Origin of the sequence: Sinorhizobium sp. BG8 (genome assembly GCF_016864555.1) — a bacterium.
In the GTDB taxonomy this organism is placed as follows: Bacteria; Pseudomonadota; Alphaproteobacteria; order Rhizobiales; family Rhizobiaceae; genus BG8.
Genome location: NZ_CP044012.1, coordinates 992,785 through 1,015,506, shown reverse-complemented (window position 1 = coordinate 1,015,506; position 22,722 = coordinate 992,785). Strand labels below are relative to the sequence as shown.

General features: G+C 60.6%; 18 protein-coding genes and 1 pseudogene. 12 read left to right on the top strand and 7 right to left on the bottom strand.

The features are described 5' to 3' along the window. Positions 1-20 precede the first annotated feature (20 nt). A pseudogene (locus F3Y30_RS25580) lies at positions 21-3,091 on the bottom strand (FAD-binding and (Fe-S)-binding domain-containing protein). A 100-nt stretch (positions 3,092-3,191) separates the two neighbouring features. Here F3Y30_RS25580 and F3Y30_RS25575 point away from each other — a divergent pair. The 4 genes from F3Y30_RS25575 (at position 3,192) to F3Y30_RS25560 (ending at position 5,743) form a co-directional block, all read left to right on the top strand. After that, a complete protein-coding gene (locus F3Y30_RS25575) occupies positions 3,192-3,941 on the top strand; it encodes an SDR family oxidoreductase (protein WP_203427069.1) in 750 nt (249 codons plus the stop codon). Continuing rightward, a complete protein-coding gene (locus F3Y30_RS25570; protein WP_203427068.1) occupies positions 3,934-4,677 on the top strand; it encodes an SDR family oxidoreductase in 744 nt (247 codons plus the stop codon). The genes F3Y30_RS25575 and F3Y30_RS25570 overlap by 8 nt, the downstream gene beginning before the upstream one ends. Before the next feature lie 74 nt (positions 4,678-4,751). Then, a complete protein-coding gene (locus tag F3Y30_RS25565) occupies positions 4,752-4,952 on the top strand; it encodes a hypothetical protein (RefSeq protein WP_203427067.1) in 201 nt (66 codons plus the stop codon). A 2-nt stretch (positions 4,953-4,954) separates the two neighbouring features. Further along, a complete protein-coding gene (locus F3Y30_RS25560; RefSeq protein WP_203427066.1) occupies positions 4,955-5,743 on the top strand; it encodes a pyrroline-5-carboxylate reductase in 789 nt (262 codons plus the stop codon). A gap of 57 nt (positions 5,744-5,800) precedes the next feature. On the opposite strand, the gene F3Y30_RS25555 is transcribed toward F3Y30_RS25560, so the two are convergent. Next, positions 5,801-6,091, bottom strand: a complete 291-nt coding sequence (locus F3Y30_RS25555; RefSeq protein ID WP_203427065.1) for a hypothetical protein — start codon at positions 6,089-6,091, stop codon at positions 5,801-5,803. Positions 6,092-6,490: 399 nt separating this feature from the next. On the opposite strand from F3Y30_RS25555, the gene F3Y30_RS25550 reads away from it, so the two are divergent. The 8 genes from F3Y30_RS25550 (at position 6,491) to dhaL (F3Y30_RS25515) (ending at position 15,583) form a co-directional block, all read left to right on the top strand. Further along, complete coding sequence (locus tag F3Y30_RS25550) at positions 6,491-7,969, top strand: sugar ABC transporter ATP-binding protein (protein ID WP_203427064.1); 1,479 nt, start codon at positions 6,491-6,493, stop codon at positions 7,967-7,969. Positions 7,970-8,023: 54 nt separating this feature from the next. Continuing rightward, entirely contained in the window at positions 8,024-9,028 is a 1,005-nt protein-coding gene (locus F3Y30_RS25545; RefSeq protein ID WP_203427063.1) for an ABC transporter permease, read from the top strand. A gap of 94 nt (positions 9,029-9,122) precedes the next feature. Further along, a complete protein-coding gene (locus F3Y30_RS25540) occupies positions 9,123-10,112 on the top strand; it encodes a substrate-binding domain-containing protein (protein ID WP_203427062.1) in 990 nt (329 codons plus the stop codon). A 58-nt stretch (positions 10,113-10,170) separates the two neighbouring features. Next, positions 10,171-10,944 (top strand): SDR family oxidoreductase, encoded by a 774-nt coding sequence (locus F3Y30_RS25535; protein ID WP_203427061.1) that lies wholly within the window; start codon positions 10,171-10,173, stop codon positions 10,942-10,944. A 33-nt stretch (positions 10,945-10,977) separates the two neighbouring features. Continuing rightward, entirely contained in the window at positions 10,978-11,970 is a 993-nt protein-coding gene (locus F3Y30_RS25530) for a dihydroxyacetone kinase subunit DhaK (protein ID WP_203427060.1), read from the top strand. Between the two features lie 13 nt (positions 11,971-11,983). Next, positions 11,984-12,625, top strand: a complete 642-nt coding sequence (dhaL, locus tag F3Y30_RS25525; protein ID WP_203427059.1) for a dihydroxyacetone kinase subunit DhaL — start codon at positions 11,984-11,986, stop codon at positions 12,623-12,625. Positions 12,626-12,794: 169 nt separating this feature from the next. After that, a complete protein-coding gene (locus F3Y30_RS25520) occupies positions 12,795-14,879 on the top strand; it encodes a bifunctional sugar-binding transcriptional regulator/dihydroxyacetone kinase subunit DhaK (RefSeq protein WP_203427652.1) in 2,085 nt (694 codons plus the stop codon). 62 nt (positions 14,880-14,941) lie between these two features. Beyond that, a complete protein-coding gene (dhaL, locus tag F3Y30_RS25515; RefSeq protein WP_203427058.1) occupies positions 14,942-15,583 on the top strand; it encodes a dihydroxyacetone kinase subunit DhaL in 642 nt (213 codons plus the stop codon). A gap of 248 nt (positions 15,584-15,831) precedes the next feature. Here the strand turns inward: dhaL (F3Y30_RS25515) and F3Y30_RS25510 are convergent, their stop codons facing one another. From F3Y30_RS25510 to F3Y30_RS25490, 5 genes are all read right to left on the bottom strand, one after another. After that, positions 15,832-17,211: an LLM class flavin-dependent oxidoreductase gene (locus F3Y30_RS25510; RefSeq protein ID WP_203427057.1), complete on the bottom strand. Its 1,380-nt coding sequence runs from the start codon at positions 17,209-17,211 to the stop codon at positions 15,832-15,834. 27 nt (positions 17,212-17,238) lie between these two features. Further along, positions 17,239-18,459 (bottom strand): acyl-CoA dehydrogenase family protein, encoded by a 1,221-nt coding sequence (locus tag F3Y30_RS25505; RefSeq protein WP_203427056.1) that lies wholly within the window; start codon positions 18,457-18,459, stop codon positions 17,239-17,241. 32 nt (positions 18,460-18,491) lie between these two features. Continuing rightward, positions 18,492-19,862, bottom strand: coding sequence for an LLM class flavin-dependent oxidoreductase (locus tag F3Y30_RS25500; RefSeq protein ID WP_203427055.1), 1,371 nt, complete (start codon positions 19,860-19,862; stop codon positions 18,492-18,494). 47 nt (positions 19,863-19,909) lie between these two features. Then, positions 19,910-21,304, bottom strand: a complete 1,395-nt coding sequence (locus F3Y30_RS25495; RefSeq protein ID WP_203427054.1) for an NtaA/DmoA family FMN-dependent monooxygenase — start codon at positions 21,302-21,304, stop codon at positions 19,910-19,912. Positions 21,305-21,365: 61 nt separating this feature from the next. Beyond that, the gene (locus tag F3Y30_RS25490) at positions 21,366-22,703 is read right to left on the bottom strand and encodes a sugar ABC transporter substrate-binding protein (RefSeq protein ID WP_203427053.1); all 1,338 of its coding nucleotides are present in this window, start codon (positions 22,701-22,703) and stop codon (positions 21,366-21,368) included. Between the last annotated feature and the right edge of the window lie 19 nt (positions 22,704-22,722).

Sequence of the window (22,722 nt, the reverse complement as noted above, 5' to 3'; positions counted from 1 at the left end):
GCCCCGATGGTTTGCATTTATCACATATCATACATGACGGCCCTTTCTAAGGGAAGTGCCGCTTTCTCTCGCAGAATTCCCAGAACAATCTGAAACGGATGGGGAATCGATCGTCCCTCCATCAGCTTCACCTGCGAGCGGCAGGAATAGCCAGTGGCCATTACGACGTCATCCGCCCTTGCGCTCGCGAGGGCCGGCTGCCAGCTCATCCCATAGAGCTTTTCCGAAAGCTTGCGGTTGCGAGCTTCATGGCCGAATGTGCCCGCCATTCCGCAACAGCCGGTCTCGATGGGGGCCAGATCCACGCCAAGCTTTGCAAAGACCGCCTTCCATTGACCGACGGCGGTTGGCACATTCGTGCGCTCCGTGCAGTGCGCAAGCAGAAGATGGCGCTGCGGGCTTTTCCGGGGGCGGACGAGGGGAGGCGATCCATCACGGAGACCAGCCACTCCTGCGGCAACTGGACCCTTGCCCGCATCCGGGTCCCTGCATACTCGCTTCGGAAGGCGAGCGTCATCGACGGATCGAGGCCGACCAGCGCGACGCCGGTCTCGGCGAGTTCGTCGAGCCGGCTGGCAGTGCGCCGCGCCGCCTGTTCGAAGGCTCCGAGATAACCGTGTACATGCAGAGCCTTTCCATTGACGAGCGGGGGCGAGACGAAGGGGCGCAGTCCGAGCAGACGTACGACCTCCACCGCGTCGAGCAGCACCTGCGGGTCGAAATGCTCGGTGAAGGCGTCCGGGACGAACACGACGGCGTCGGCCCGTTCCGCGTCGCTGAGGCGTGCGAGAACCTGTGGCGTTGCGATGGCAACGTCTCGCAAGACGAGTTCCCTGCGCGCCGAAAAAGGGGCAAGGGCGGGCAGCGCCGTGAGGCCCGCAAAGGCCAAGACCCTCTTGCCCACTGCCGAACCCGCAACGAGATTATAGAGCGGGCGCAGGCGCGCCATCAGCGGCAGCATCGTCTCGATCGTCGCAACGATTGGATCCTTCAGCGGCCGAAGATAGCGTCCGTAGTAGAGTTCGAGGAATTTCGCGCGGAAGGCGGGTACGCTCACCTTCACGGGACATTGGCCGGCACATGCCTTGCAAGCAAGGCATGTATCCATCGCCTCGCGCACCTCATGGGAAAAGTCGTCGCGGCCGGCGGGGTTGAGGCTGTTCCAGGTTCGGCGCGCCAGCCCGAGGATGGCGAGGAGGCGGCGTAGTCGCGCGGCCTCGCTGCGGGGGTCGATGCCATTTTCCGCCAGTCGGCGCAGCCATTCGCGCATGAGTGAGGCGCGACCCTTCGGCGAATAGCGCCGATCGCGTGTCGCTTTATACGAAGGGCACATCAGGCTGTCGGCATCGAAGTCGAAGCACGCGCCGTTGCCGTTGCAATAGGCGGCATTGTCGAAGGCAGTGCGGATGTCGTTGCCGATCTGGCGGTCCAGCGTGCCGCGAAGGGGAATGTCATCGATTTTTGGCAGCTCGCGGCCTGCCGGCGCGACGATCTTGCCCGGATTGAGTTGACCCAGCGGGTCAAACGCCTCCTTGATTTCCTGGAGGCGCGGATAGAGGGGGCCGAAGAATTCCGGCACATATTCCGAGCGCACGCCCTTACCATGCTCGCCCCAGAGCACGCCGCCATATTTGCGGGTGAGCGCCACGACGGCGTCGCTGACCCGGCGGACGAGCGCTGCGTGTTCGGGGCGGGTGAGATCCAGTGCCGGGCGCACATGCAGAACGCCGGCATCGACATGACCGAACATGCCGTAGGAAAGGCCCTCCTTGTCGAGCAGGGTGCGGAATTCCCTGATGTAGGCGGCGAGATTTTCCGGCGGCACGGCCGTGTCCTCGACGAAGGCAACCGGCCGTGTCGGACCGTCCACATTGCCGAGCAGGCCGACCGCCCGCTTACGCATCGTCCAGACGGCCTCGATCTCGGCCTTGCCGTGGGTGGTTGTGAAGCCCTTTCGACCGGCAAAGGACATTCCCTCCAGTGCCGCCGTCACTGCCGACAGCTTTTGCGCGAGTTCCTCCGGCGTTTCGGCCAGCACTTCGGCGATGTTGATGCCGTTGATGGGCCCGTCGGCATCATCCGGGAAGAAGGGCGCGATGCGCGGCCAGATGATATCGCCCTTGGCAAGCCGCAACACCGTCTCGTCGATTGTCTCGACCGAGGCGACATGGAGCGCGACGAGATTGCGTGCATCTTCGAGGGCGGCGTTGAAGTTATCGTAGCGGATGTTGACGAGTGCCGCATGCGCCGGAATGGGCAGGAGATTGAGCTCGGCTTCCGCAATCATCGCCAACGTGCCTTCGGAACCACAAAGTACGGCGTTGAGGTCGAAGCGGCCGCCCTCCCTCTTCAGGTGGGCGAGATCGTAGCCCGTCATGAAGCGGTTCAGTTTCGGAAAAATCCGTTCGATGTCCTCACGGTCATTGTTGGCGATGCGGGCGAGGATGCGGTGAATATGCCCGATGCGGTCGCGTCGGGCCTGCAGCGCTCGCAACTCCTCTTCGCAAACGGGGCGGGACAGGAACTCGGTGCCATCGACCAGCACTATCCGCAGGCTGAGAACATGGTTGCTCGTCTTGCCATAGAGGCAGGAGCCCTGCCCGCAGGCGTCGGTGGAGATCATGCCGCCGATCGTCGCGCGGTTCGAGGTGGAGAGCTCGGGGGCGAAAAAGAGGCCATAGGGCGCGAGCGCCTTGTTCAGTTGGTCCTTGACCACGCCCGCTTCCACCCGGGCGATCCGCCGCACGGGATCGATCTCGAGAATGCGGTTCATGTGGCGCGAGCAATCGACGACGATACCTGTTGTCAGTGACTGACCGTTGGTTCCCGTGCCCCCTCCGCGCGGGGCGAGGGTGACGCCGGCAAATTCGGGCCGGGCAAGAGCCTTGGCAATGCGCTTGAGATCCTGGATGTTCTTCGGAAAGATGATGCCGGCCGGCTCGACCTGATAAATGGAGTTGTCGGTGGAAAAGACATTCCGGTCCGCCGCCGATGTGCCGATATCGCCCACAAAGCCCGCGTCGACGAGATGGCGAATAAAAGTCTCGCTCTGTGGTGGGAGGCGTTGTTCGGAGCTGAGGCGGGGGATCATGGGCGGAGGTCCAAAAAACGGCTTGCGCTTCATCAAAGTTAGCATATAAGTGATAACATACCAATATGAGGACGCAACTCGAAATCGCGAGGTACTGAACGTGAAGAACCAGTCTGTTGTCATCGTCGGTGGCGCTTCGGGCCTCGGCCTCGTGACTGCCAAGCTGATGATCGCGCAGGGCGCGACGAAAATCGGTCTTATCGACCGCAACGAGGCGCTGCTTGCCGCATCCGCAGCGGATCTCGAAGCGCTTGGCGCCGAGGTGGCGACAGCTGTCGCTGACATCTCCCGCGCCGAGACAGCCCATGCTGGCTTCGATGCGGTCGCCACCAAGCTTGGCCGCATCCATGCCCTCGTCAACAGCGCGGCGATCTATCCGCGCAAGCACATCCTCGAGATCACCGACGAGGAGTGGGACCTCGAGAACGCCATCAACGTGAAGGGCACCTATCACATGATGGTGGCGGCCGTGCGCCACATGCGTCAGTTCGTGAATGCACCGGAAGTGACGGGCCGCATCGTCAACGTCACCTCGGTCGATGCGTTCAAGGCACATCCCCAGAACGCCCACTATGCCGCCACCAAAGCCGCCGTCGTAAGCCTGACCAAGTCCTTCGCCCAGGAATGCGCCAAGGATCAGATCCTCGTGAACTCCGTCGCGCCAGCGGGCTTTGCCACCGACCGGGCCAAGGAGCTCGGCTTCCTGCCGGAGCTTGCCAAGGCGAGCGCGCTTGGTCGCGCGGCCGAACCGGCCGAGATGGCCGAATGGATCGTCATGATGGCCTCGAGCCGCAATACCTATGCGACCGGCGAGAACGTCGTAATCAGCGGAGGTTACATCTATGTCTGACGCCTATCGCATAGCCGTCGTGACGGGTGCCACCAGCGGCATCGGCAAGGCCATCGTGCCGATGCTGCGGGCGCGGGGGCTCTCCGTCTATGCCGTCGGCCGCAGCGAGGCGCAGCTGGCCGCGCTTGCCGACGATACCGGCGCGATCCCTGTTCAGGCAGACGTACGCGATACGGCACGCATCGCCGAAGCGCTGGCTGGCGTCGAGGTCGATGTGCTTGTCAACAATGCGGGCATCCTGTCGACCCGCGCGGCCTTCCAGGATATCGATCCGGCCGAGATCGATGCGATGATCGACGTCAACCTCAAGGCGCCGCTGCACCTAACTCGTGCCGTCCTGCCGGGCATGGTGGAGCGCAAGTGCGGCCACCTCATCTATATCGGTTCCAGCGGCGGTCAGGCGCCTTACCCGAACATGGGGGCATATGGCGCGTCCAAGGCCGGCTTGAGCCTCTTCTGCGACAATCTGCGCTGCGATCTGCTCGGTACCTCCGTGCGTGTCAGCGAGATCGTTCCGGGCCGGGTCCAGACTGCGCTGTATCGCACCTCCATCGCCGACAATCAGGCCCACGCTGTACTTTATGACGGCTACCGGCCGATCCAGCCGGAGAACATCGCACAGGTCGTCAACGACGTCATCGCGCTTCCGGTCCATGTTGACGTCGCCCGCATCGAGGTTTTCCCGACCGATCAGGCCACCGGTGGTGGAACCATGGTAAAGTTCGAAAAGCCCTGAACGAAAGCGTCGGAATCATCTAGGTTCGCGCGAGTGAGCAGGGTTCGCCGACCGTGTCGCAACAGGGGGAAGAGATGTCAGGGGAAGCCGACAAGGCAAAGCAAGCCATCGAGGATGTGCCGGATCTCGTCCGGCACTATCGCCCGGTCGCGATCCGTTCGGTCGTGGCCGCCCACGCGTTGATCTCGAAGCCTCCCCGGCAGGACCAGCCTGAACCGTTTCCGGACATGCTCTTTTCCCTGCCCGAAGGCTTTCACACTGTCTCCGAGGATTGATCTTGGCGCTTCCGACAACAACCCGTCTCGGCTTCATCGGAACCGGCACGATCACCGAAGCGATCGTCACCGGCATTCTCTCCGGAGAGCAGCCAGCGTCCGAGATTGTCGTATCTCCTCGTTCTGCCGCGACGGCCGCTCGCCTCGCCGCTCTTTCGGACAGCGTGCTGGTTGCACGCGACAACCAGCACGTCGTTGATGCCGCCGATGTCATCTTTCTGGCAATACGACCGAACGTGACGGAAGAGGTCGTTCGCGCCCTGCGCTTCCGGGAGGGGCAGCAAGTCGTCAGCCTCGTGGCGACAGTGGACCACGAAACCTTGCGCGACTGGATTGACGCACCCGTCGATCTCGTCCGCGCGGTCCCATTGCCCTTCGTCGCCTGGCACGGCGGGGTAACAGTCATCTTTCCACCCGATCCGACGGTTGAAGCTCTCTTTACTGCCCTCGGCACCGCGGTCCCCTGCAATTCGATCGAGGAATTCGATCTGCTGGCGACCTCAAGCGCCTTGATGGGGTCCTACTTCGGCATGTTGGACCATGTCGTCGGCTGGCTCCAGGGCAAGGGTGTGCCCGCAGAAAGCGCGCGCGCCTATATCGCACCTCTCTTTGCCAGCCTTTCTACCGTCGCCCTGAACACGCCGTCGCGATCGCTGGAAGCACTTCGCCACGAATACTCCACCAAGGGCGGCCTGAATGAGCAGATGTTTTCCGAGTTTCGGTCGCGCGGAGGCACAGAGGCCTTAACAGGGGCGCTTGAGAGCGTGCTTGAGCGTGTGCGTAGTCGGTAGCCCTGTCAGCGTTCGAACGTTGGAGGCTGCGGCCAGCGCATTCTCGGGGTGTATACGCTAATTTTGACCCACGGCGGCATGGTGCGGCGGCGGCGCGAACGCACAGGAACCCGAGGACTTCAGCAATACCTTCTTCAACTGCTTCAGAGAAGTTTCGGTGCGGTCGGCAATCTCGTCAACTTTCTTCTCCCCGATGATGAGGGGCGGAGAGAAGCCAAGGACGTCGCGCATGCATCGACCGACCAAGCCGTTTTGATAGTCGATGCGATCGAGAGTTGGCCCGGCTTGTAGCAAGAGCGAGAATGGCGTGCGCTTCTGCCTGTCCGAAACGATCTCGATGCCAAGCACGAGGCAGTCGCGATCCCACCGCGGCGACATGGCCGACAAGATTCATCTCCTCGTAAGTCCTGATCACCTCGTTGCCCGCGGCGACGCCTGCCGGATCGCCTGAGTTGGTGAAACCGTTACCCTGTCGGCTCTGTTTTCGTCAGCCAACTAATTGATTCGTAGCATTTTTTTGTGCCAGCCTTCGGCTCTTTGGAGGTTGCGCACCAAGCTGCCGCATTGCCTTTTTTTAGGCTGCTTTGATGAAAAACGAAGCGGTTTTCCCCTCTGTGGCGAGAGTCCTGTCATTCGATGCTTGACATTTGTCGACGTACTATCGAATATTGTCAAACATGGCGCCTGAAGAGAGGTTCAAGCGTTACGGTCTGATCATTGATCGGGCGAGTTGTGGAGGAGAGGGCGTTGGAATACCTGCTCGAAGTAGAAGGGCTGCAGAAGTCCTTCAGTGGCGTTGCGGCTTTGCGCAGCGGCCGGCTCCTGCTCAAGCCGGGTTCAGTCCATGCTCTGTGCGGCGGCAACGGCGCCGGCAAATCGACGTTTCTAAAAATTCTGATGGGAATTCACGCTCGGGATAGCGGCTCTATCCGTCGCCGGGGGGTGGAGGTCGTGTACTCGACCCCTGCCGAAGCGCTGGCCGCCGGCATAGCCATCATCGAGCAGGAATTGAGCCCGATCCCGCACATGACGGTGGCCGAGAACATCTATCTTGGCAGGGAACCTTCCAGCCGCTTTGGCGGGATCGATTTCAAGACGATGAACCGCAACGCGCAGGTTCTGCTCGACAGGCTGGAATTCAACATCCGCGCCAACCAGTTCATGATGAATCTGTCGGTTGCGCAGGTCCAGCTGGTGGAGATCGCCAAGGCCCTCAGCCACGATGCCGAAGTCATCTTCATGGATGAACCGACGTCCGCCATCGGCGAGAAGGAAGCGCAGCATCTGTTCTCGGCGATCGAGCGGCTGAAGGCCGAGGGCAAGGGCATCGTCTATGTCTCGCACCGCCTCTCTGAAATCTTCCAGATTGCCGATGCCTACACCGTGTTTCGCGACGGAAGCTACGTCGGAAGCGGCGATCTGGCTGAGATCGATCGGCCGGAACTGATCCGCATGATCGTCGGTCGGGAACTGGGTGAGGAATACATCAAGACCAATGCGCCGACCGACATTGCCGGGCTTGAGGTGAGCGGGCTTACCGCGCCGGGCAAGATCGCTGACGTCTCGTTTACAGCCAACAAGGGTGAGATTCTCGGGATCTATGGGCTGATGGGTTCCGGACGCACCGAAATCTTCAACTGCCTTTTCGGGCTCGATACGCCGTCGGGCGGAACGATCAAGCTCGATGGTGAAGCGATAGAGGTCAGCAAGCCGGCCGACGCCATGGCCCATGGTCTCGCATTCGTCACCGAGGATCGAAAGCTGACCGGTCTCAACCTGGCGGACAGCGTGCGCAACAACATCTGCCTCGCAAGCCTGCCTGAGATGAGCCCGAACTTCTCTATGAACCGGCGGATGGAGCTGGCGGCGAGCCAGCAGATGATCGAGCGCTTCAGCATCAAGGCTGCGCGTGACACCATGGCCGTTTCGGGCCTGTCGGGCGGAAACCAGCAGAAGGTCGTTCTCGGCAAGTGGTTCCTGCGAAAGCCGAAGGTTCTGCTTCTTGATGAGCCCACCCGCGGGGTCGATGTGGGTGCCAAGCGAGAGATCTACCGCATCATTTGCGACTTCGCAGAGGCCGGCGGCACCGTCGTGATGATCTCTTCCGAGATCGACGAGGTGCTCGGCATGTCTGACCGGATCCTGGTGATGCGCCAGGGCCGCCCCACCGGAATTTATCGCAGGGAGGAGACGGACGCTCAGTCACTCGTCCATCTGTCGACGTGACCGAACGAGCAGAAGTCGAACAAAGACGCGTCCGGTTTTAGAGAGGTAATTAAAGTGTCTACCACCGAGAACAATTCATCTACCACCTGGCTGGGCTCTGATCGCCGCAGATTGATTATTCAGGAGTATGGGATTTTTCTCGCCTTCCTGCTTCTGGCAGTGATCCTGTCGCTGTCGAACGAGTATTTCCTGACTCCGGGAAACATCTCGAACGTGCTTCTGCAAACATCGATTAATGGAATACTCGCAATCGGGATGACCTTCGTCATCCTGACGAGAGGCATCGATCTTTCCGTCGGCTCTGTCGTGGCTCTTGCCGGCATCGTCAGTGCGAGCTTCGCAACGACATCGGCAACGGCAGGCATTGCCGGCGCCCCATATTCGCCATTCATCGCCATACCGATCGGGGTGCTCGTAGGCGTTGCCTGTGGCGCACTCGTCGGAGTGATCGTCTCCAAATTCGCGGTTCCGGCATTCGTAGCGACGCTTGGCATGCTGTCGGCTGCAAGGGGACTGACACTCATCTATGGAGGTGGCAAGCCGGTGCCGGCGCTGACACCGGATTTCCGGTGGATCGGCACAGGCAACATACTCGGGATCCCAATGCCCGTCGTACTGCTCGTGGTCGTGTTCCTGGTCTCCTGGTGGGTACTGAACCGCACCCGGTTCGGCCGCTACATCTATGCCGTCGGTGGGAACCCGCACGCTGCCAATACCTCGGGCATCAACGTGAGCCGCCTTCGCTTCGCCGTTTACGTCATATCGGGCGGCCTGTCCGGACTTGCTGGCATGATCCTTTCGGCGCGCACCGGATCTGCACTTCCCCAGGCCGGCATTGCCTATGAGCTGGACGCAATTGCGGCCGTCGTGATCGGTGGCACCAGCCTTTCGGGAGGCGTCGGCCGCATCACCGGTACGCTCATCGGTGCACTCATCATCGGCGTCATGAACAACGGTTTGGACCTCATGGGTATCCAGTCCTACTACCAGCAGGTGCTGAAGGGCGCGCTGATCGTTGGCGCCGTCATGCTGGATCAAAAGCGCAATCAGGGAGCCTGATCCCTGAATTTGCGGGAAATGCGGGTGCGTTCGCACCCGTGTACGGAACGGTGCACCAAGCAGGTGGCCGGAGTTTCAATGGAGGAAATTGAGAATGAGGAAAATTCTGATTGCGCTGGCTGCTGCCACCGCTCTGATGGCATCGCCGACCCTGGCGCAAGATAAGAAGCTGAAGATTGGCGCAGCGCCGTACGGCCTGAATGCCGAATTCATGCAGATCTGGTCGGCGGCGCTTGAACAGCATCCCGCGGTGAAGAGTGGAGAAGTTGAGCTGACAGTCTTCGACGGTCGCTATGACGCACTTGTCCAGCAGGAGCAGTTCAATACGATGATCACGCAGAAATTTGACGCGATCATCTTTGTTCCGATCGACATCGAAGCAGGTGCAACTGCCGTGCAGGCAGCACATGATGCAGGCATTCCGGTCATTGGCTCGAACACCAGGGTGAACTCCGACCTGCTCACCGCCTATGTCGGTTCCGACGACACGATCTCCGGCTACATGGAAGCTAAGACCGTGCTCGACAAGATCGGATGCAAGGGCAACGTCGTTATCCTCGAGGGCCCGATTGGACAGTCTGCGCAGATCTCGCGCCTCGAGGGCAACAAGAAGGCTCTCGCCGAATGCCCGGACGTTCAGGTTCTCGAAGATCAGACTGCCAATTGGTCGCGTGCCGAAGCTCAGACCCTGATGGAGAACTGGTTGACGTCGCACCCGGGGCAAATCAACGGCGTCATCGGTCAGAATGACGAAATGGCACTCGGTGCAATCGAAGCGATCAAGGCTGCCAACCTGAACGTTGGTGATTTTGCTATCGCTGGCATCGACGGCATCACTGACGCACTGCACGCCGTCAAGGAAGGTACCATGACCTCGATCCTGCAGGACGCCCGCGCCCAGGCACAGGGTGCCCTCGATCTGGCGATCCTCCAGGCGAAGAAGGGCGACTACAAACCCCAGTCAGACATCTGGGCCCAGTATCCTGACATGCCGTTCAACGACGGCAAGGACACGAACTATAACGTTCCGTGGACCCCGGTGACGGGCGACAACGTCGATAAGCTTCTCGAAACGCGCAAGTAGCCAACTCAAGCGCGGGGCGGACAGCCGCCCCGCCACCCAAATCGAGGCCTGTGAAACAATGACCGACAAAGCTCCTGAAATCGACCTGAACTTTCCGCTGACTGGCAAAGTCGCCCTTGTGACCGGCGGCGCGTCGGGCATCGGCGCCGCAATTTGCGAGGCTTTCATCGCCAAGGGTGCACATGTTGCCGTTCTCGACATCAACGAGGACATCGCGAAAGCCAAGGCTGACGCGTTGGGAGCCAATGCCAAGCCATTCGTCTGTGACGTGTCGAACCCGGACTCGGTGAATGCAGCCGTCGCCGGAGTCGTGTCTGCATTCGGCGGAATCGACATTGCCGTCAACAGTGCCGGCGTAGTGTACCTTGCGCCCGCCGAGGAGCTGTCTCTCGACCATTGGGACAGAACGATCAACATCAACCTCAAGGGAAGCTTCCTCGTAACCCAAGCTGTCGGAAAGGCGATGATCACGGCTGGCAAGGGCGGAAAGATCGTGAATCTGGCGTCCCAGGCCGGAACGGTCGCGATCGAGGACCATGTCGCCTATTGTGCATCGAAATTCGGTGTCATCGGGATGTCGAAGACCTTCGCCGCCGAATGGGGGAAGTACGGAATCCGCGTCAATACCATCTCGCCCACCATTGTGCTGACCGAACTCGGCAAGAAAGCATGGTCCGGTGAAAAAGGTGACGCCGCAAAGAAGCGCATTCCCGCTGGCCGTTTTGCGTTCCCCGAAGAGATCGCGGCCGCCGCGGTGTTTCTTACCTCTGCTGGCGCCGACATGATCAACGGTGCCGATCTGCTGATCGACGGCGGCTATACAATTCTCTGAGCCTGGCGCTTGGATATCTTACAGGAGACACGCATGCAGCGTTTCGTAAACAACCCCGACGAAGTTGTCGAAGATACGGTGAAGGGATTCATCAAAGCCCATTCCGACATTGTTCGTCTTGCAGAAAATCCTCGCGTCGTTGTCGCGAAGGGAGCGCCGCAAGCAGGTAAGGTGGGTGTCGTGACAGGTGGCGGCTCGGGTCATGAGCCCGCGTTCATCGGTTACACCGGCAAGAACATGCTGGACGCGGTAGCGGTTGGAGAATTGTTCTCGTCGCCGACTGCAAAGAGCTTCCATGATGCCATTCGTGAGGCAAACGGCGGCAAGGGCGTCATCGTGCTTTACGGCAACTATGCCGGCGACAACATGAACGTCAAAATGGCGACCAAACTTGCCGCGAAGGATGACATCGAGGTTGCAACCGTCGTCGCCAATGATGACGTCTGCTCGGCCCCAGTGGAAGAACGCGAAAAGCGCCGGGGCGTCGCCGGCGAGATCTTCATGTGGAAGATCGGTGGCGCCAAGGCAGCGACCGGCGCCTCGCTGGAAGAGGTGCGCGTCACGGCACAGAAAGCCATCGACAATTGCCGTTCCATCGGCGTCGGGCTTGGACCTTGCACATTGCCAGCGGTGGGCCATCCGAACTTCGAGATCAAACCGGGCACGATGGAAGTGGGTATCGGCCACCATGGCGAACCCGGTGTGCGCGTGGAGCCACTGAAATCGGCGCAGGACGTGGCGAAGGACATGTGTCAGATCGTCCTGGACGATCACAACCTTCCGAAGGGAACTGAAGTTGCGGTTCTCGTCTCGGGACTCGGCGCGACGCCCATCAACGAACTCTACATATTGAATGACACCATCGAGACGGAGATCACCGGTCGAGGTCTGAAAATTTACAAGACCTATGTCGGCAACTACTTCACATCGCTTGAAATGGTTGGTGCAACCCTGACCGTATTGGCCCTTGACGAGGAACTGAAGGAGCTCCTTGACGTCGAGGTCCGGTGCACCACAATCTTGTAACGGAGGCGGATCAATGCAGACACTTAAAAACGCGGCCGCTGGCGATATCGTTCTCTCCATGGCAGCGCGTATCATTGAGAACCGCGCCTATCTCAGCGAAATCGATGGCAAAATTGGCGACGGCGACCACGGCGTCAACATGGCCAAGGGGTTCGGAATGGCGGCCGAGCGCCTGAAGGGACAGGACCTTTCGCTGGCGGCCTCCCTGGAAACCCTCGGCACGATCCTGATGACGGAAATCGGCGGCTCCATGGGGCCACTGTACGGTGTCATGTTTACGGAGTTTGCCGAAAAGCTTGAAGGCGTCGACTTGATCGACAGCGCCGCCTTCAGCCGGATGCTTCACGCCGGGCTGGAAGGGATCCAGTCCATTGGTTCGGCAAAGGTCGGAGACAAGACGCTCCTGGACGCTCTGGTCCCGGCGGTCGATGCCTTCGACGCCTCGATTGCTTCTGGCAATTCATTCGGCGAAGCCCTCGATGCTCTCGTCGACGCAGCTGAGGCTGGTCGCGATTCAACGATCAACCTGGTAGCAAAAATTGGAAGGGCCAGCCGTCTGGGCGACCGTTCCCTCGGTGTGCTTGACGCCGGTGCGACGTCTTGCGCGATTATCCTCAAGGAATTGTCGGTCGGCGCTCGGGATCGACTCCAGTAGTTGGGCGATCTCTGCTTGTTTTGTGCCTCCCAGGGCCGCGTGGCCGGACTGAACAATCAGTTCGGCCACGCCTTCTGTCGTGCGACGTCGCAATGGCATTGCAAACCCCAGACAATGCTTACATTTTCGCATCAGAAACCGGGACGAGTCGGTATCCATGGCGAGCAAGATGTCACCATCAGGGAAAACAACGGGAAGCAAGGTCAGTCAGGCGGAATCGTTTGACGCGATGCCCCTTCGATATGGGGACGATCCCTATGTCTGGGCCTGTTGGCTCTACTATGAGGAAGGCCGCACGCAGCACGATATCGCTGATATCATGGGAATTTCCCGCGCGACGGTGAACAGCTATCTCGCCGATGCCCGTAGCCGCGGCATCGTGAACATATCTCTTGAGCCGAGCCGCCTGAGTTCACTTGCCATCGCGCAAGAACTGAAGCGCCATTTCGGGCTGCACGATTGTCTGGTCGTTCCCAGCGATGACGGTTCACGTGCCTTGATCGATCGTCTGGGGACAGCGGGCGGGCAGGCCGTCGCCAAATTGCTGAAGTCAGGCGATACTCTGGCGGTAGCGTGGGGGCGCACTGTTTTGGCGATAGCCGAAAATACGTCCTCCTCCGACCTTCAGGATGTGACCGTGGTGCAGGCCACGGGTGGGACAAGAGCGAGCTTTCCCTATACACCTGAGTTGTGCGCGTCTGCCATGGCCCAGGCGACCGGCGCAAGGCTGATCAATCTTACCGCGCCGGCCATCGTCGCCAGCGCTACGGTGCAGAAGGCATTCCTGCAGGAGGCATTGATCGAAGAGCAATTCGCTGCCTTGGCCGGAGCGAACAAGGCGCTCTTCAGTGTGTCGTCCTTGCGTCCCAACTCAACCATTCATACGAGCGGGTTCTTCGAGTCGGTCTCGATACAGGAATACCTCGCGAAGAATGCGGTCGGGGTCCTCGCTGGACGCTTCATTGATTCGCAAGGTCAGCCCGTCCCGGGTCCGCTGGACGAAAGGACGATAGGCATCTCCCTCGACATGCTGAAGCAGATCAGGATGCGCATCGCAGTCGCGGGCGGCTTCGACAAGGTTCCCGCGATCCTCGGTGCACTCCGCGGTGGGTATGTAAGCGTCCTCATTACAGATGCTGCCACCGGGCGCGGCATTCTGAACGCCGATGGCGTGACGGAGATCAATCAAAAGCTGTCTCCCCGGTCACGAAGCGAGAACACGACGCCATTGCCGGCGAACTTCCGCACGCATATCAAGAAGTTTCTCAACAATCCCGACGATGTCGTGGATGAGATGCTCGAAGGTGTGACCAAGGCTCATTCGGCCTATATCGCGCCGATCAAGGGATCGAACCGCACGCTGGTAGCGCGCGATGGTCCGCGACCGGGCAAGGTGGGCTTGGTCATCGGGGGCGGGACCGGTCATGAGCCCTGTTTTCTCGGCTATGTCGGCAAGGGCCTTGCCGATGCTGTCGCCGTCGGAAACATCTTTTCGTCGCCGCCTCCCGGGCCAATTCTAGAATGCGCGAGAGCTGCCTCCGGCGGCCAAGGAGTTCTCTTCGTCTACGGCAACTATGCTGGCGACGTCATGAATTTCGAAATGGCAGCGGAGATGGCGCAGGAGGAAAACATCACAGTTCGCTCTGTCCTCACGACAGACGACATAGCGTCGTCCCCGGTCGAGGATAGGGACGGCAGACGCGGTGTTGCCGGGAATTTCTTCATCTTCAAGATCGCGGGAGCGGCGTGCGATCGCGGTTTGTCTCTCGCCGACTGTGAAGCGGTAACAAGGAAGGCAAACAGCCGCACCTTTACAATGGGCGTGGCGCTAGAACCATGCTCGTTGCCCCAGACCCGGCGACACAATTTTGAGATCGGGCCTGACGACATCGAGATCGGGATGGGCATCCACGGCGAGCGTGGCGTGGTTCGCGATAAGATGATGAGCGCGGATGAAATCACGGATCGGATCATGGACCGTATTTTCGGTGAGATGAACGCGGTGCCGGGGGATCGTGTGGCCGTGCTCGTGAACTCGTTTGGTGCGACTCCCCTGATGGAACTCTACATTCTGTTCCGCCGCGTGGAACAACGCCTGGGAGCCAAGAACATCCACATAGAGGCGAATTGGGTCGGCCACTACTGCACCTCGCTCGATATGGTCGGCGTATCCATCTCCATTCTGCATCTGGATCAGGAATTGTCCGAGCTGCTCCGTCACCCGTGCGAAACGGCGTTCCTTCGCATAAATTGAACAAAAAGCTGGAGCTCAACGTGATCACGAATACAAATTCAGCCACTCCCAGGGGGCATTAGATGGCGGAAACGGCATCACACGATCTCAGCCGGATGTTTCAACTTATCGCTGTTGTCATGCATACTGAGAAGGATCACCTGTCGGAGCTTGATGGTGCCGTTGGCGATGCCGATCACGGGATCACCATGTCCCTCGGATTTGCTGCCGTCAGCAGCGCAATTGCAAGGCTCGATATCGAGCGGACATTGCCGTCTGAAATCCTGTCCGCTGCCGCGACGGCGTTCCTTGATGCTGTCGGTGCATCAACGGGACCGCTCTATGCAACGGGCTTCCGAAAAGCAGCCCAGGCCCTGAAGGAAGACGAAAGCCTTTCGCAAGCGGGACAGGCTGCAATCGTGGGAGCGATCACGCAGGGCATCAAGGATCGGGGCAAGGGCCAGCGCGGAGACAAGACGATGCTGGATGCCTGGATTCCGGCCGTCGAGGCCGCCCAGCAAGCAAACGAGAAGGGACTGGGCGTACGGGAAATGTGGGACGAGATCGTTGCCGCCGCGGAAGGGGGCGCAAACTCCACCCGGTCAATGGTCGCCGCACGGGGGCGCGCAGCGCGGCTGGGGGAACGATCGCTGGGCCATGTCGACCCGGGCGCTGCATCGGCAGTGCTGATACTGCGTGCGATGAGGGGCGCCTTCGCGCAGTGAGAATGGCGCGCCAGTTGTGCGGCGCGCCTGATTTTGGTGAGAATGAAGCTCAGTTTGGGTTCGTTGACTTCCTTGGCCGTACGATGGATGGCCAATCCACCCGCCCGGCCATAGAGTTATTTAGTCGAAGCGCGTTGTCCGATGCAGTTTCTCCGGACATACACGCACCTGAGGAGACAAGACTTGTTCTGACCTCCGAAGCGTAAACTCCGACCATGGAACGAATCCTGCACCGACGCTGCGGGTTTTCACTCCGCGGCGCTTTGGGTTGCATCCCAGAAACGATGCTGGCGCGCAGGGTGTTTTGAGGGCAGGTGGGAGCCGCGGCCGAAGAGCTTCTGGCGTAGTGTGCCCGGGCCGTAGTCGGATTGGATAAGCCCGCGCTTTCTCAAGACCGGGACGACCTCGTCGACAAACTCCGTCCACCAGCCAAGTGTTGTCACAGGCACGATATTGAAACCGTCGACGCCAGCGTCGCGATAGCGTTCAATCTCGTCTGCAATCTGTTCGGGCGTGCCGGGGGACCGGCCGGAGAAGGTTTCCCTCAGGAGATCTCCGAAGGTGATCACACCGTCCGGTGCGGACTGGATGAAGGCGCGGACCGCCCCGCGCACATGATTGGTGTTGAGAATCTCGTCAAGGCGTCCCGCCGGGTCGATGGTGGAGAGATCCACCCCGAGACTTCCGCTCCAGAAGGACTGGAGCGCCTCGATGCTGAGCCAATCCTTCAATTCCTTCTGTTTGCGCCGCGCCTCTTCCTCGGTCGAGCCGATCACCGGGGCGAGGGAAGCGAGAATCTTGAGGTCATCCGGCGCGCGTCCGGCGCGGCGCACGCGCCCGCGAAGGTCGGCTACATCCTCGGCCGCGGCGCGTGGGGTGCGGGCGGCAATGAAGGTCGCCTCGGCATGGCGAGCCGCAAAGTTGCGCCCTGCTTCCGAACCACCTGCCTGATAGAGAATGGGCGTGCGTTGCGGAGATGGCTCAACGATATGCGGCCCTTCGACGCTGTATCGCGGTCCAGCGTGGTCAATCGTATGAACCTTCTCCGGTATGGCGTAGACGCCGCTTTCCGGATCGGCAACGAGAGCGTCGTCCTCCCAGCTCCCCTCCCACAGCTTGTAGACGACCTCCATGTACTCCTCGGCCCACACATAGCGTTCGTCATGCTCAGGCAAGGACGGGAGGCCGAAATTGCGGGCCGCATTGTTGAGATAGGAGGTGACGATGTTCCATCCCACGCGTCCGTCGCTGATGTGGTCAAGCGTCGAAAGCTTGCGGGCGAAGCTGAAGGGGTGCTCCTGAAAGACCGCGCTCGTGACCGCAAAGCCTATGTTGCTGGTTGCCGCGGCGAGGGCGGATACAATGCTTGCAGGATCATGGCTCGGAAACTGCATTGCGGTGCGGATCGATGTCTGTTTGCCATCGCGGAACTTGTCATAGATGCCTACGACGTCCGCGAGGAAGACGGCATCCAGCTTGCCGCGCTCTGCTTCGCGCGCCAATTCGATCCACGGATCGAGACGCTTGAAATCGAGCTGGTGGCGTCCGTCCGGGTGACGCCAGAACCCATGGCTGTGGTGGTTAGGGGTAACATGCGCGAAGGCATTGTAGATGAGACGCTTTTTCAATGGGGATGCTCCTGAAACTGGACCGATTCAGGCCTCTCTGCGCACACCTGACAGCCAGCCTGCCGGCGGCTGTACGCCGTTGAGGACGTAGTCGCCAACGATCCGTTCCTTGTAGATGACGGGATTGTGCGAGGCGACGGTTCGAGCGTTCCGCCAATATCGGTCGAGGCGAAGATCGGTGCTCAGGGCGGAAGCGCCGAGGCCACCAAAGATTGTGGTTGTTGCCTCCAGCGCTTTTTCCGCAACCACGATCTGGGCCTGGTAGACCGTTGCGTCGAGCGCTGCGATATCCACGTCCACGCCTTGCCGGATGAGTGCGGCGGCATCATCCAGCCTCTGTGCGGCGTCGAGTGCCAGGGTGGAAGCCGCGTATGCGGCCGCTTTTACCCGTCCGAGCAGTTGGAGTACCTGCGGGTCATGACGTGCAAGCGAAGTGGTCGCATGTGAATAGGTGCGCTGCCGCTTGTCGAGGTACTGCACCGTTGAGGACACGGCGGCGTTTGCAATGCCGGCAAGCGTGGCAAGGTGCACCACCTGGAAGAAAGCCGTCTGATAGGGCACGCGGTTCTGGGTGGTCCTGATCTCGGACGGGTCGACGTGCACGGCATCGAAAACAGCAGTGCCGCTTGCAGTCAGCGACTGTCCGAAGCCGTTCCAGTCGTCCTCTATCCGCACGCCGGATGCGCGCGTCGACACGACAACCGACACCCGCTCCCCGCTTTCGTCTGTCGCACCGACATCAATCCATTCTGAAAACAGCGCGCCCGTCGTGTAGAACTTTCGCCCCTGCAGAACAGAGTGGTCCCCTTCGCGCTTGACCAGGGTTGAGAACACTGAGGAATCTGCGCTTCCCGGCTCGGTCCATCCCGGCGCGACGAGCTCTCCCGCAGCGACGCGTCCGATCCAGTGTTTCGACCACTTGGTGCGTGGTTGATAGAGGAGGTCCTCGACGAAGCCGAAATGGCCGCGAAGGATCTGCACCAGATTGGAGTCGGCCTCGGCGAGTTCCGCTAACAGTCGGAAAAGGTCGGTCAGGCTCGCACCGAAGCCACCCTCGCTGGTCGAAAGGCGCAAGGCACCGAATCTCAGTGATGTCAGTTGGCGAACGGCCTCGTGCGGAAGCTCCCGTTCCGCATCCCGCTTTTCGGCTCCCTTGCGCACCTCATTGAATGCGGGTCGGAAGACGTTGGCGAGCTGTTCATAGCTTGGGCTCTGCGGGAAGACGTTGTTGTTGAAGGCCAAAGTCATGGATGTACTCCTGTTGTCGAGCGGCAAGCCGCCTATTGGGTGGCGCCCAGCCCGCTTTCGAGCGGACCAGTTCGCGATCGGAATTTTGGAACGGGCAAGCCGAGATTGTCGCGTAGCCGGCTTCCCTCGTAGCGCGTCCGGAAAAGCCCTCGTCGCTGGAGGACGGGAACCACGAAAGTGACGAAATCGATGAGACCGCCGGGCAGTGTCGGAGACATGACGTTGAAGCCATCAGCAGCATCAGCCTCAAACCAGGACTGCATTTCGTCCGCGATCCGCTCGGGCGTTCCGACCACCTGATGGTGGCCGCGCGCGCCGGCAATTCCCTGATAGAGGCCTCGAATGCTCAGGTTCTCCCTGCGCGCCTTGGCAAGGAGCAGTTCTGGGCGGCTGGACCCGTGCAAGTGAGGCGGAAGGTCCGGCACCGGGCCATCGACGGGAAAGGATGAGAGATCAAAGCCAATCATTTTCGATAACAGGCTGACGCCTACTTCGGGCAAGATCAGCTCTTGCAGTTCGCCGAACTTGTCATCGGCTTCCTGTTGCGTCGCGCCGACCACGGGGAATATTCCAGGCATCACGAGCAGGTCAGATGCCGAACGGTCGAAGCGAGGCAGGCGATCCTTGAGGTCCCGATAGAAGGCTGTCGCGCTGTCGAGATTTTGATGGGCGGTGAAGACCACCTCGGCGGTCTCGGCGGCAAGTTCCTTGCCGGCCTCCGACGAACCCGCCTGCACGACCACCGGCCGGCCCTGCGGGGACCGGGGAACGTTCAACGGTCCCCGAACCTTGAAGTACACGCCACGGTGATCCAGCCGGTGCAGCTTCGCCGGATCGAAGAACACACCGCCTTGCTGGTCATAGACAAAGGCATCGTCCTCGAAACTGTCCCACAAACCGCGCACGACTTCTGCAAATTCACGGCCGCGCCGATATCGGACATCCGGTGAAAGATGTTCGTCAAGCCCGAAATTGTAGGCCTCATCCTCGTTGGAGGACGTGACAAGATTCCACCCGGCCCGCCCCCCGCTCAAATGGTCGAGGGACGCGAATTGACGGGCAAGGTTATAGGGCTCGTTGAAGCTCGTCGTCGCCGTCGCGACGAGACCGATATGCGTTGTCACCGCTGTAAGCGCGGACAGCAAGGTCAGTGGTTCGAAATGCGCGGCCTTCGACAGATGATGAAGTGCCGTGACTCCGCTTTGCGAGACGGTGAGATTGTCGGCGAGAAAGACGAGGTCAAACAGACCTTGCTCCGCGATGCGCGCCAGTTCGACGTGATGGGCCAGGCTGACGATGCCGCGGGGCTCGGAACTCGCATGCCGCCAGGCAGCCACGTGATGGCCGGTGACGTGCAGGAAGGCGCCGAGTTTCAACTGCCGGTCGTGTCTTGCGGACGGCATCCGTCACACCTCTCGCGTCTGTTCGATCAAAGGGCCTGCACCTGACATCAGGGAGCGGCGCGGCGTATTGTCTGCCGAGCAGGCTGGTCGCCCCGACGGAACCGGGCAGCCGGATGGCGTTCGACGATCCGCGCTCCCCTGCCAGCAAAGAGCTTTTCGCGAAGCGTCCCCGCTGCATAATTTGTCTGGGCAATGCCGCGCTTCCGCAGTTCGGGCATGACGTGCTCAGCAAATTCGGCAAAGGCAGAAGGCGTTTTCTGGTAGGCGACGTTGACACCGTCGATCCCGGCATCGCGCCATTTTTCAAGCGCGTCGGCGATCGTTTCCGGTGTGCCCACGATCCGGCCGTTGTAGGACATCGCATGGGTCAGGTCCTTGAGGCGGACGGTCTTCCCGGGATTTGCCTCCTCAACGAAACGCGTGAAGCCCTGCAGGCCCTGAATGTCGAAATCCGCAACCGGACGATCCGGATCCAACAAACCGAAATCCACATCGAGGTCGCGACCGACATGGGCCGCCAATCCCTCGGTGCTGATGTACTCGTCGAGTTCCCTGGATTTGCGCCAGGCCTCCTCTTCCGTGCTGCCGACCACGAAGGAAAGTCCCTGAAAGAACAGGATATCAGCTGGATCGCGTCCGGCGGCGACGGCCTGGCCGCGAATGTCGTCTATGGCAACACGCGCGCTTTCGGGCGTCAGGCTGACGATGAAGGTCGCTTCCGCGTTTCGTGCCGCAAAGGCACGGCCGGCGGCCGAAGCGCCTGCCTGGATAAGCAGGGGCGTTCGCTGTGGCGAAGGCGTCGTCAGATGTGGCCCTTCTATACGATAGCGCTCGCCGCGGTGGTGAATTCTGTGCACCTTGCGCGGATCGGCGTAGACACCGTTCTTCTTATCCGCCTTCACCGCGTCGTCCTCCCAGGAGCCTTCCCACAGGCGGTAGACAGCCTCGACATACTCGTCCGCCCAGCGATAGCGCTCGTCGTGGGGGAGGCGGTCCGCAAAGTCGAAGTTGCGGGCGGCGGCCCGGCTGGCGCTGGTCACGATGTTCCAGCCGACACGCCCGCCGCTCAGGTGGTCCAAGGTGGAAACACGTCGTGCGAAGTCAAAGGGATGGCTTTGCATGATCGAACTCGTGAACATCAGGCCCAGATGTTCCGTCGCGCCGATCAGCGCCGCGCACAGTGTCGCGGGATCGTTTGCGGGAAAATGAATTGCCTGTTCGACATAGATGTCGGCCGAGCCGCGATAGATCGCATCAAGACCCATCACATCGGCGAGAAAGAGTCCGTCAAACCGCCCCTTCTCCAGGATTTTCGCGAGTTCGACCCAGGTTGACAGATCATTGAACTCTGTCTGGCGAGTTTCTGGATGACGCCAGACGCCGTGATAGACATGGGAGACGCCGTTCATGGCGAAGGCGTTGAAAATCAATCGTTTCGACATTGCATTCTTTCCTGTCCGAACCCAGTGAAGTGCCCGGGCGCGACGCGCCCGGGCCTTGCGATCACGCCTTTTTGTTCGGTGACGGTCCGTCGAATTTGATCTTGTAGTGATCTTGATACTCGGCGATCACGGTGTCCCATTCGCCCTTCGCCTTGGCCTCGACATAGGCCTTCGGGTATTCCCAGCCGGCGGGCTTTTCGATGCCTTCCCAGGCCTTGTCGACGTCGAGGGGGAAGATCTCGGCCTGCGGATCCCAGTCCTCGGGGTGGAGGACTTTCGAGACGCGGCGATAGTCGAAGGGCTCGACATCGCCGTTGTCCACGAAACGGTCGATGTAGCCGTCGACGTTGTCCTTGGTGATTGTCAGTGAACGCCAGTTGAGGAGCCGTTCGGAGGCGCGTGGCGTCCAGCCATGGGTGACGTCGTAGATGCGTCCGGCAAAGAGGGCCGCCGCATAGGCCGGGCTGTTGGCGCTGGTGGCGAGCTGGTGGCCGGCCGCTATCGACTTGGCGCCAAGGCTGGTTCCGTCGGCCGCGACGACGAGCACATCCTCGCCGGGCTTCAGCCCCGCCGCATTCAATGCCGCTATCACGCCTTGGGCGACATCGTCATTCTGTGCGACGACACCGACGATGTCGGGATTGCGCGTGAGCAGATCTTCCGTTGCCTTGAGGGAGTCCTCGCGGTTCCATTTGCCCGGAAGCTGGTCCACAAGCTTCGTCTTGGGAAAGTCCTTGAAGGCGGCGTCGCGACCGGCGCTCCGCTGCCTGTCAGTCAGATTGCCGTTCGTGCCCGTGACGGCCAGGATGTTGCCGCCGCCGAATTTTTCGGTGACGGCCTTCAAGAGTTCGGTCGTGACAGCCTTGTGGGCGTCGAATTCTTCCGGAACCGCATAGAGCGTGTAGTAGTCGCTGGCCTCGAAGGGGGTGAACCAGGGCAGCGTATCCCAGACGTTGCCGATGTAGACACCGGCGTCCTTGGCGATGCGCGAAGCGCCCTTGATTGCGCTGCCGTCCGCAAGATTGAAAATAACGGATTGGGCGCCGCCCGCGACCTGCTGTTCGAGTTGGTTCAGCTGTTTCTGGCTGTCGAACTGGCCATCGAGCCCGACGTAGGAAAAGCCGAGTTCACCCGTCGCCTTTTCAAAGGCCTTGTTCAGGATGACGTTGTATTCGTTGACCAGGAAAGCACTGAGAAAGGCGAGCTTGCCATCGGGTGACGCGACGGCGACCGAGGGGAGGCCGACCGCTGACGCCCAGACGGAAGCGGCGGCGCCTGCCGATGCCATGGCGAGGAAGTCACGGCGCGACACGCCATGGGTATCAAGACGTTCCATGAGGTCGCCAACCGTCTTGCGGTCTTCGAGCGTCTGGAACCATTTCGGAGAGAAGCTGCTCATTGTTCGTTCCTTTTTCGAT

Excerpts from the sequence above, each read along its gene's own strand:
- F3Y30_RS25570 (WP_203427068.1), top strand. The coding sequence starts at position 3,934 with ATGTCTGACGCCTATCGCATAGCCGTCGTGACGGGTGCCACCAGCGGC.
- F3Y30_RS25565 (WP_203427067.1), top strand. The coding sequence starts at position 4,752 with ATGTCAGGGGAAGCCGACAAGGCAAAGCAAGCCATCGAGGATGTGCCG.
- F3Y30_RS25540 (WP_203427062.1), top strand. The coding sequence starts at position 9,123 with ATGAGGAAAATTCTGATTGCGCTGGCTGCTGCCACCGCTCTGATGGCA.
- F3Y30_RS25535 (WP_203427061.1), top strand. The coding sequence starts at position 10,171 with ATGACCGACAAAGCTCCTGAAATCGACCTGAACTTTCCGCTGACTGGC.
- F3Y30_RS25530 (WP_203427060.1), top strand. The coding sequence starts at position 10,978 with ATGCAGCGTTTCGTAAACAACCCCGACGAAGTTGTCGAAGATACGGTG.
- dhaL (WP_203427059.1), top strand. The coding sequence starts at position 11,984 with ATGCAGACACTTAAAAACGCGGCCGCTGGCGATATCGTTCTCTCCATG.
- F3Y30_RS25520 (WP_203427652.1), top strand. The coding sequence starts at position 12,795 with ATGTCACCATCAGGGAAAACAACGGGAAGCAAGGTCAGTCAGGCGGAA.
- dhaL (WP_203427058.1), top strand. The coding sequence starts at position 14,942 with ATGGCGGAAACGGCATCACACGATCTCAGCCGGATGTTTCAACTTATC.
- F3Y30_RS25505 (WP_203427056.1), bottom strand. The coding sequence starts at position 18,459 with ATGACTTTGGCCTTCAACAACAACGTCTTCCCGCAGAGCCCAAGCTAT.
- F3Y30_RS25500 (WP_203427055.1), bottom strand. The coding sequence starts at position 19,862 with ATGCCGTCCGCAAGACACGACCGGCAGTTGAAACTCGGCGCCTTCCTG.
- F3Y30_RS25495 (WP_203427054.1), bottom strand. The coding sequence starts at position 21,304 with ATGTCGAAACGATTGATTTTCAACGCCTTCGCCATGAACGGCGTCTCC.
- F3Y30_RS25490 (WP_203427053.1), bottom strand. The coding sequence starts at position 22,703 with ATGAGCAGCTTCTCTCCGAAATGGTTCCAGACGCTCGAAGACCGCAAG.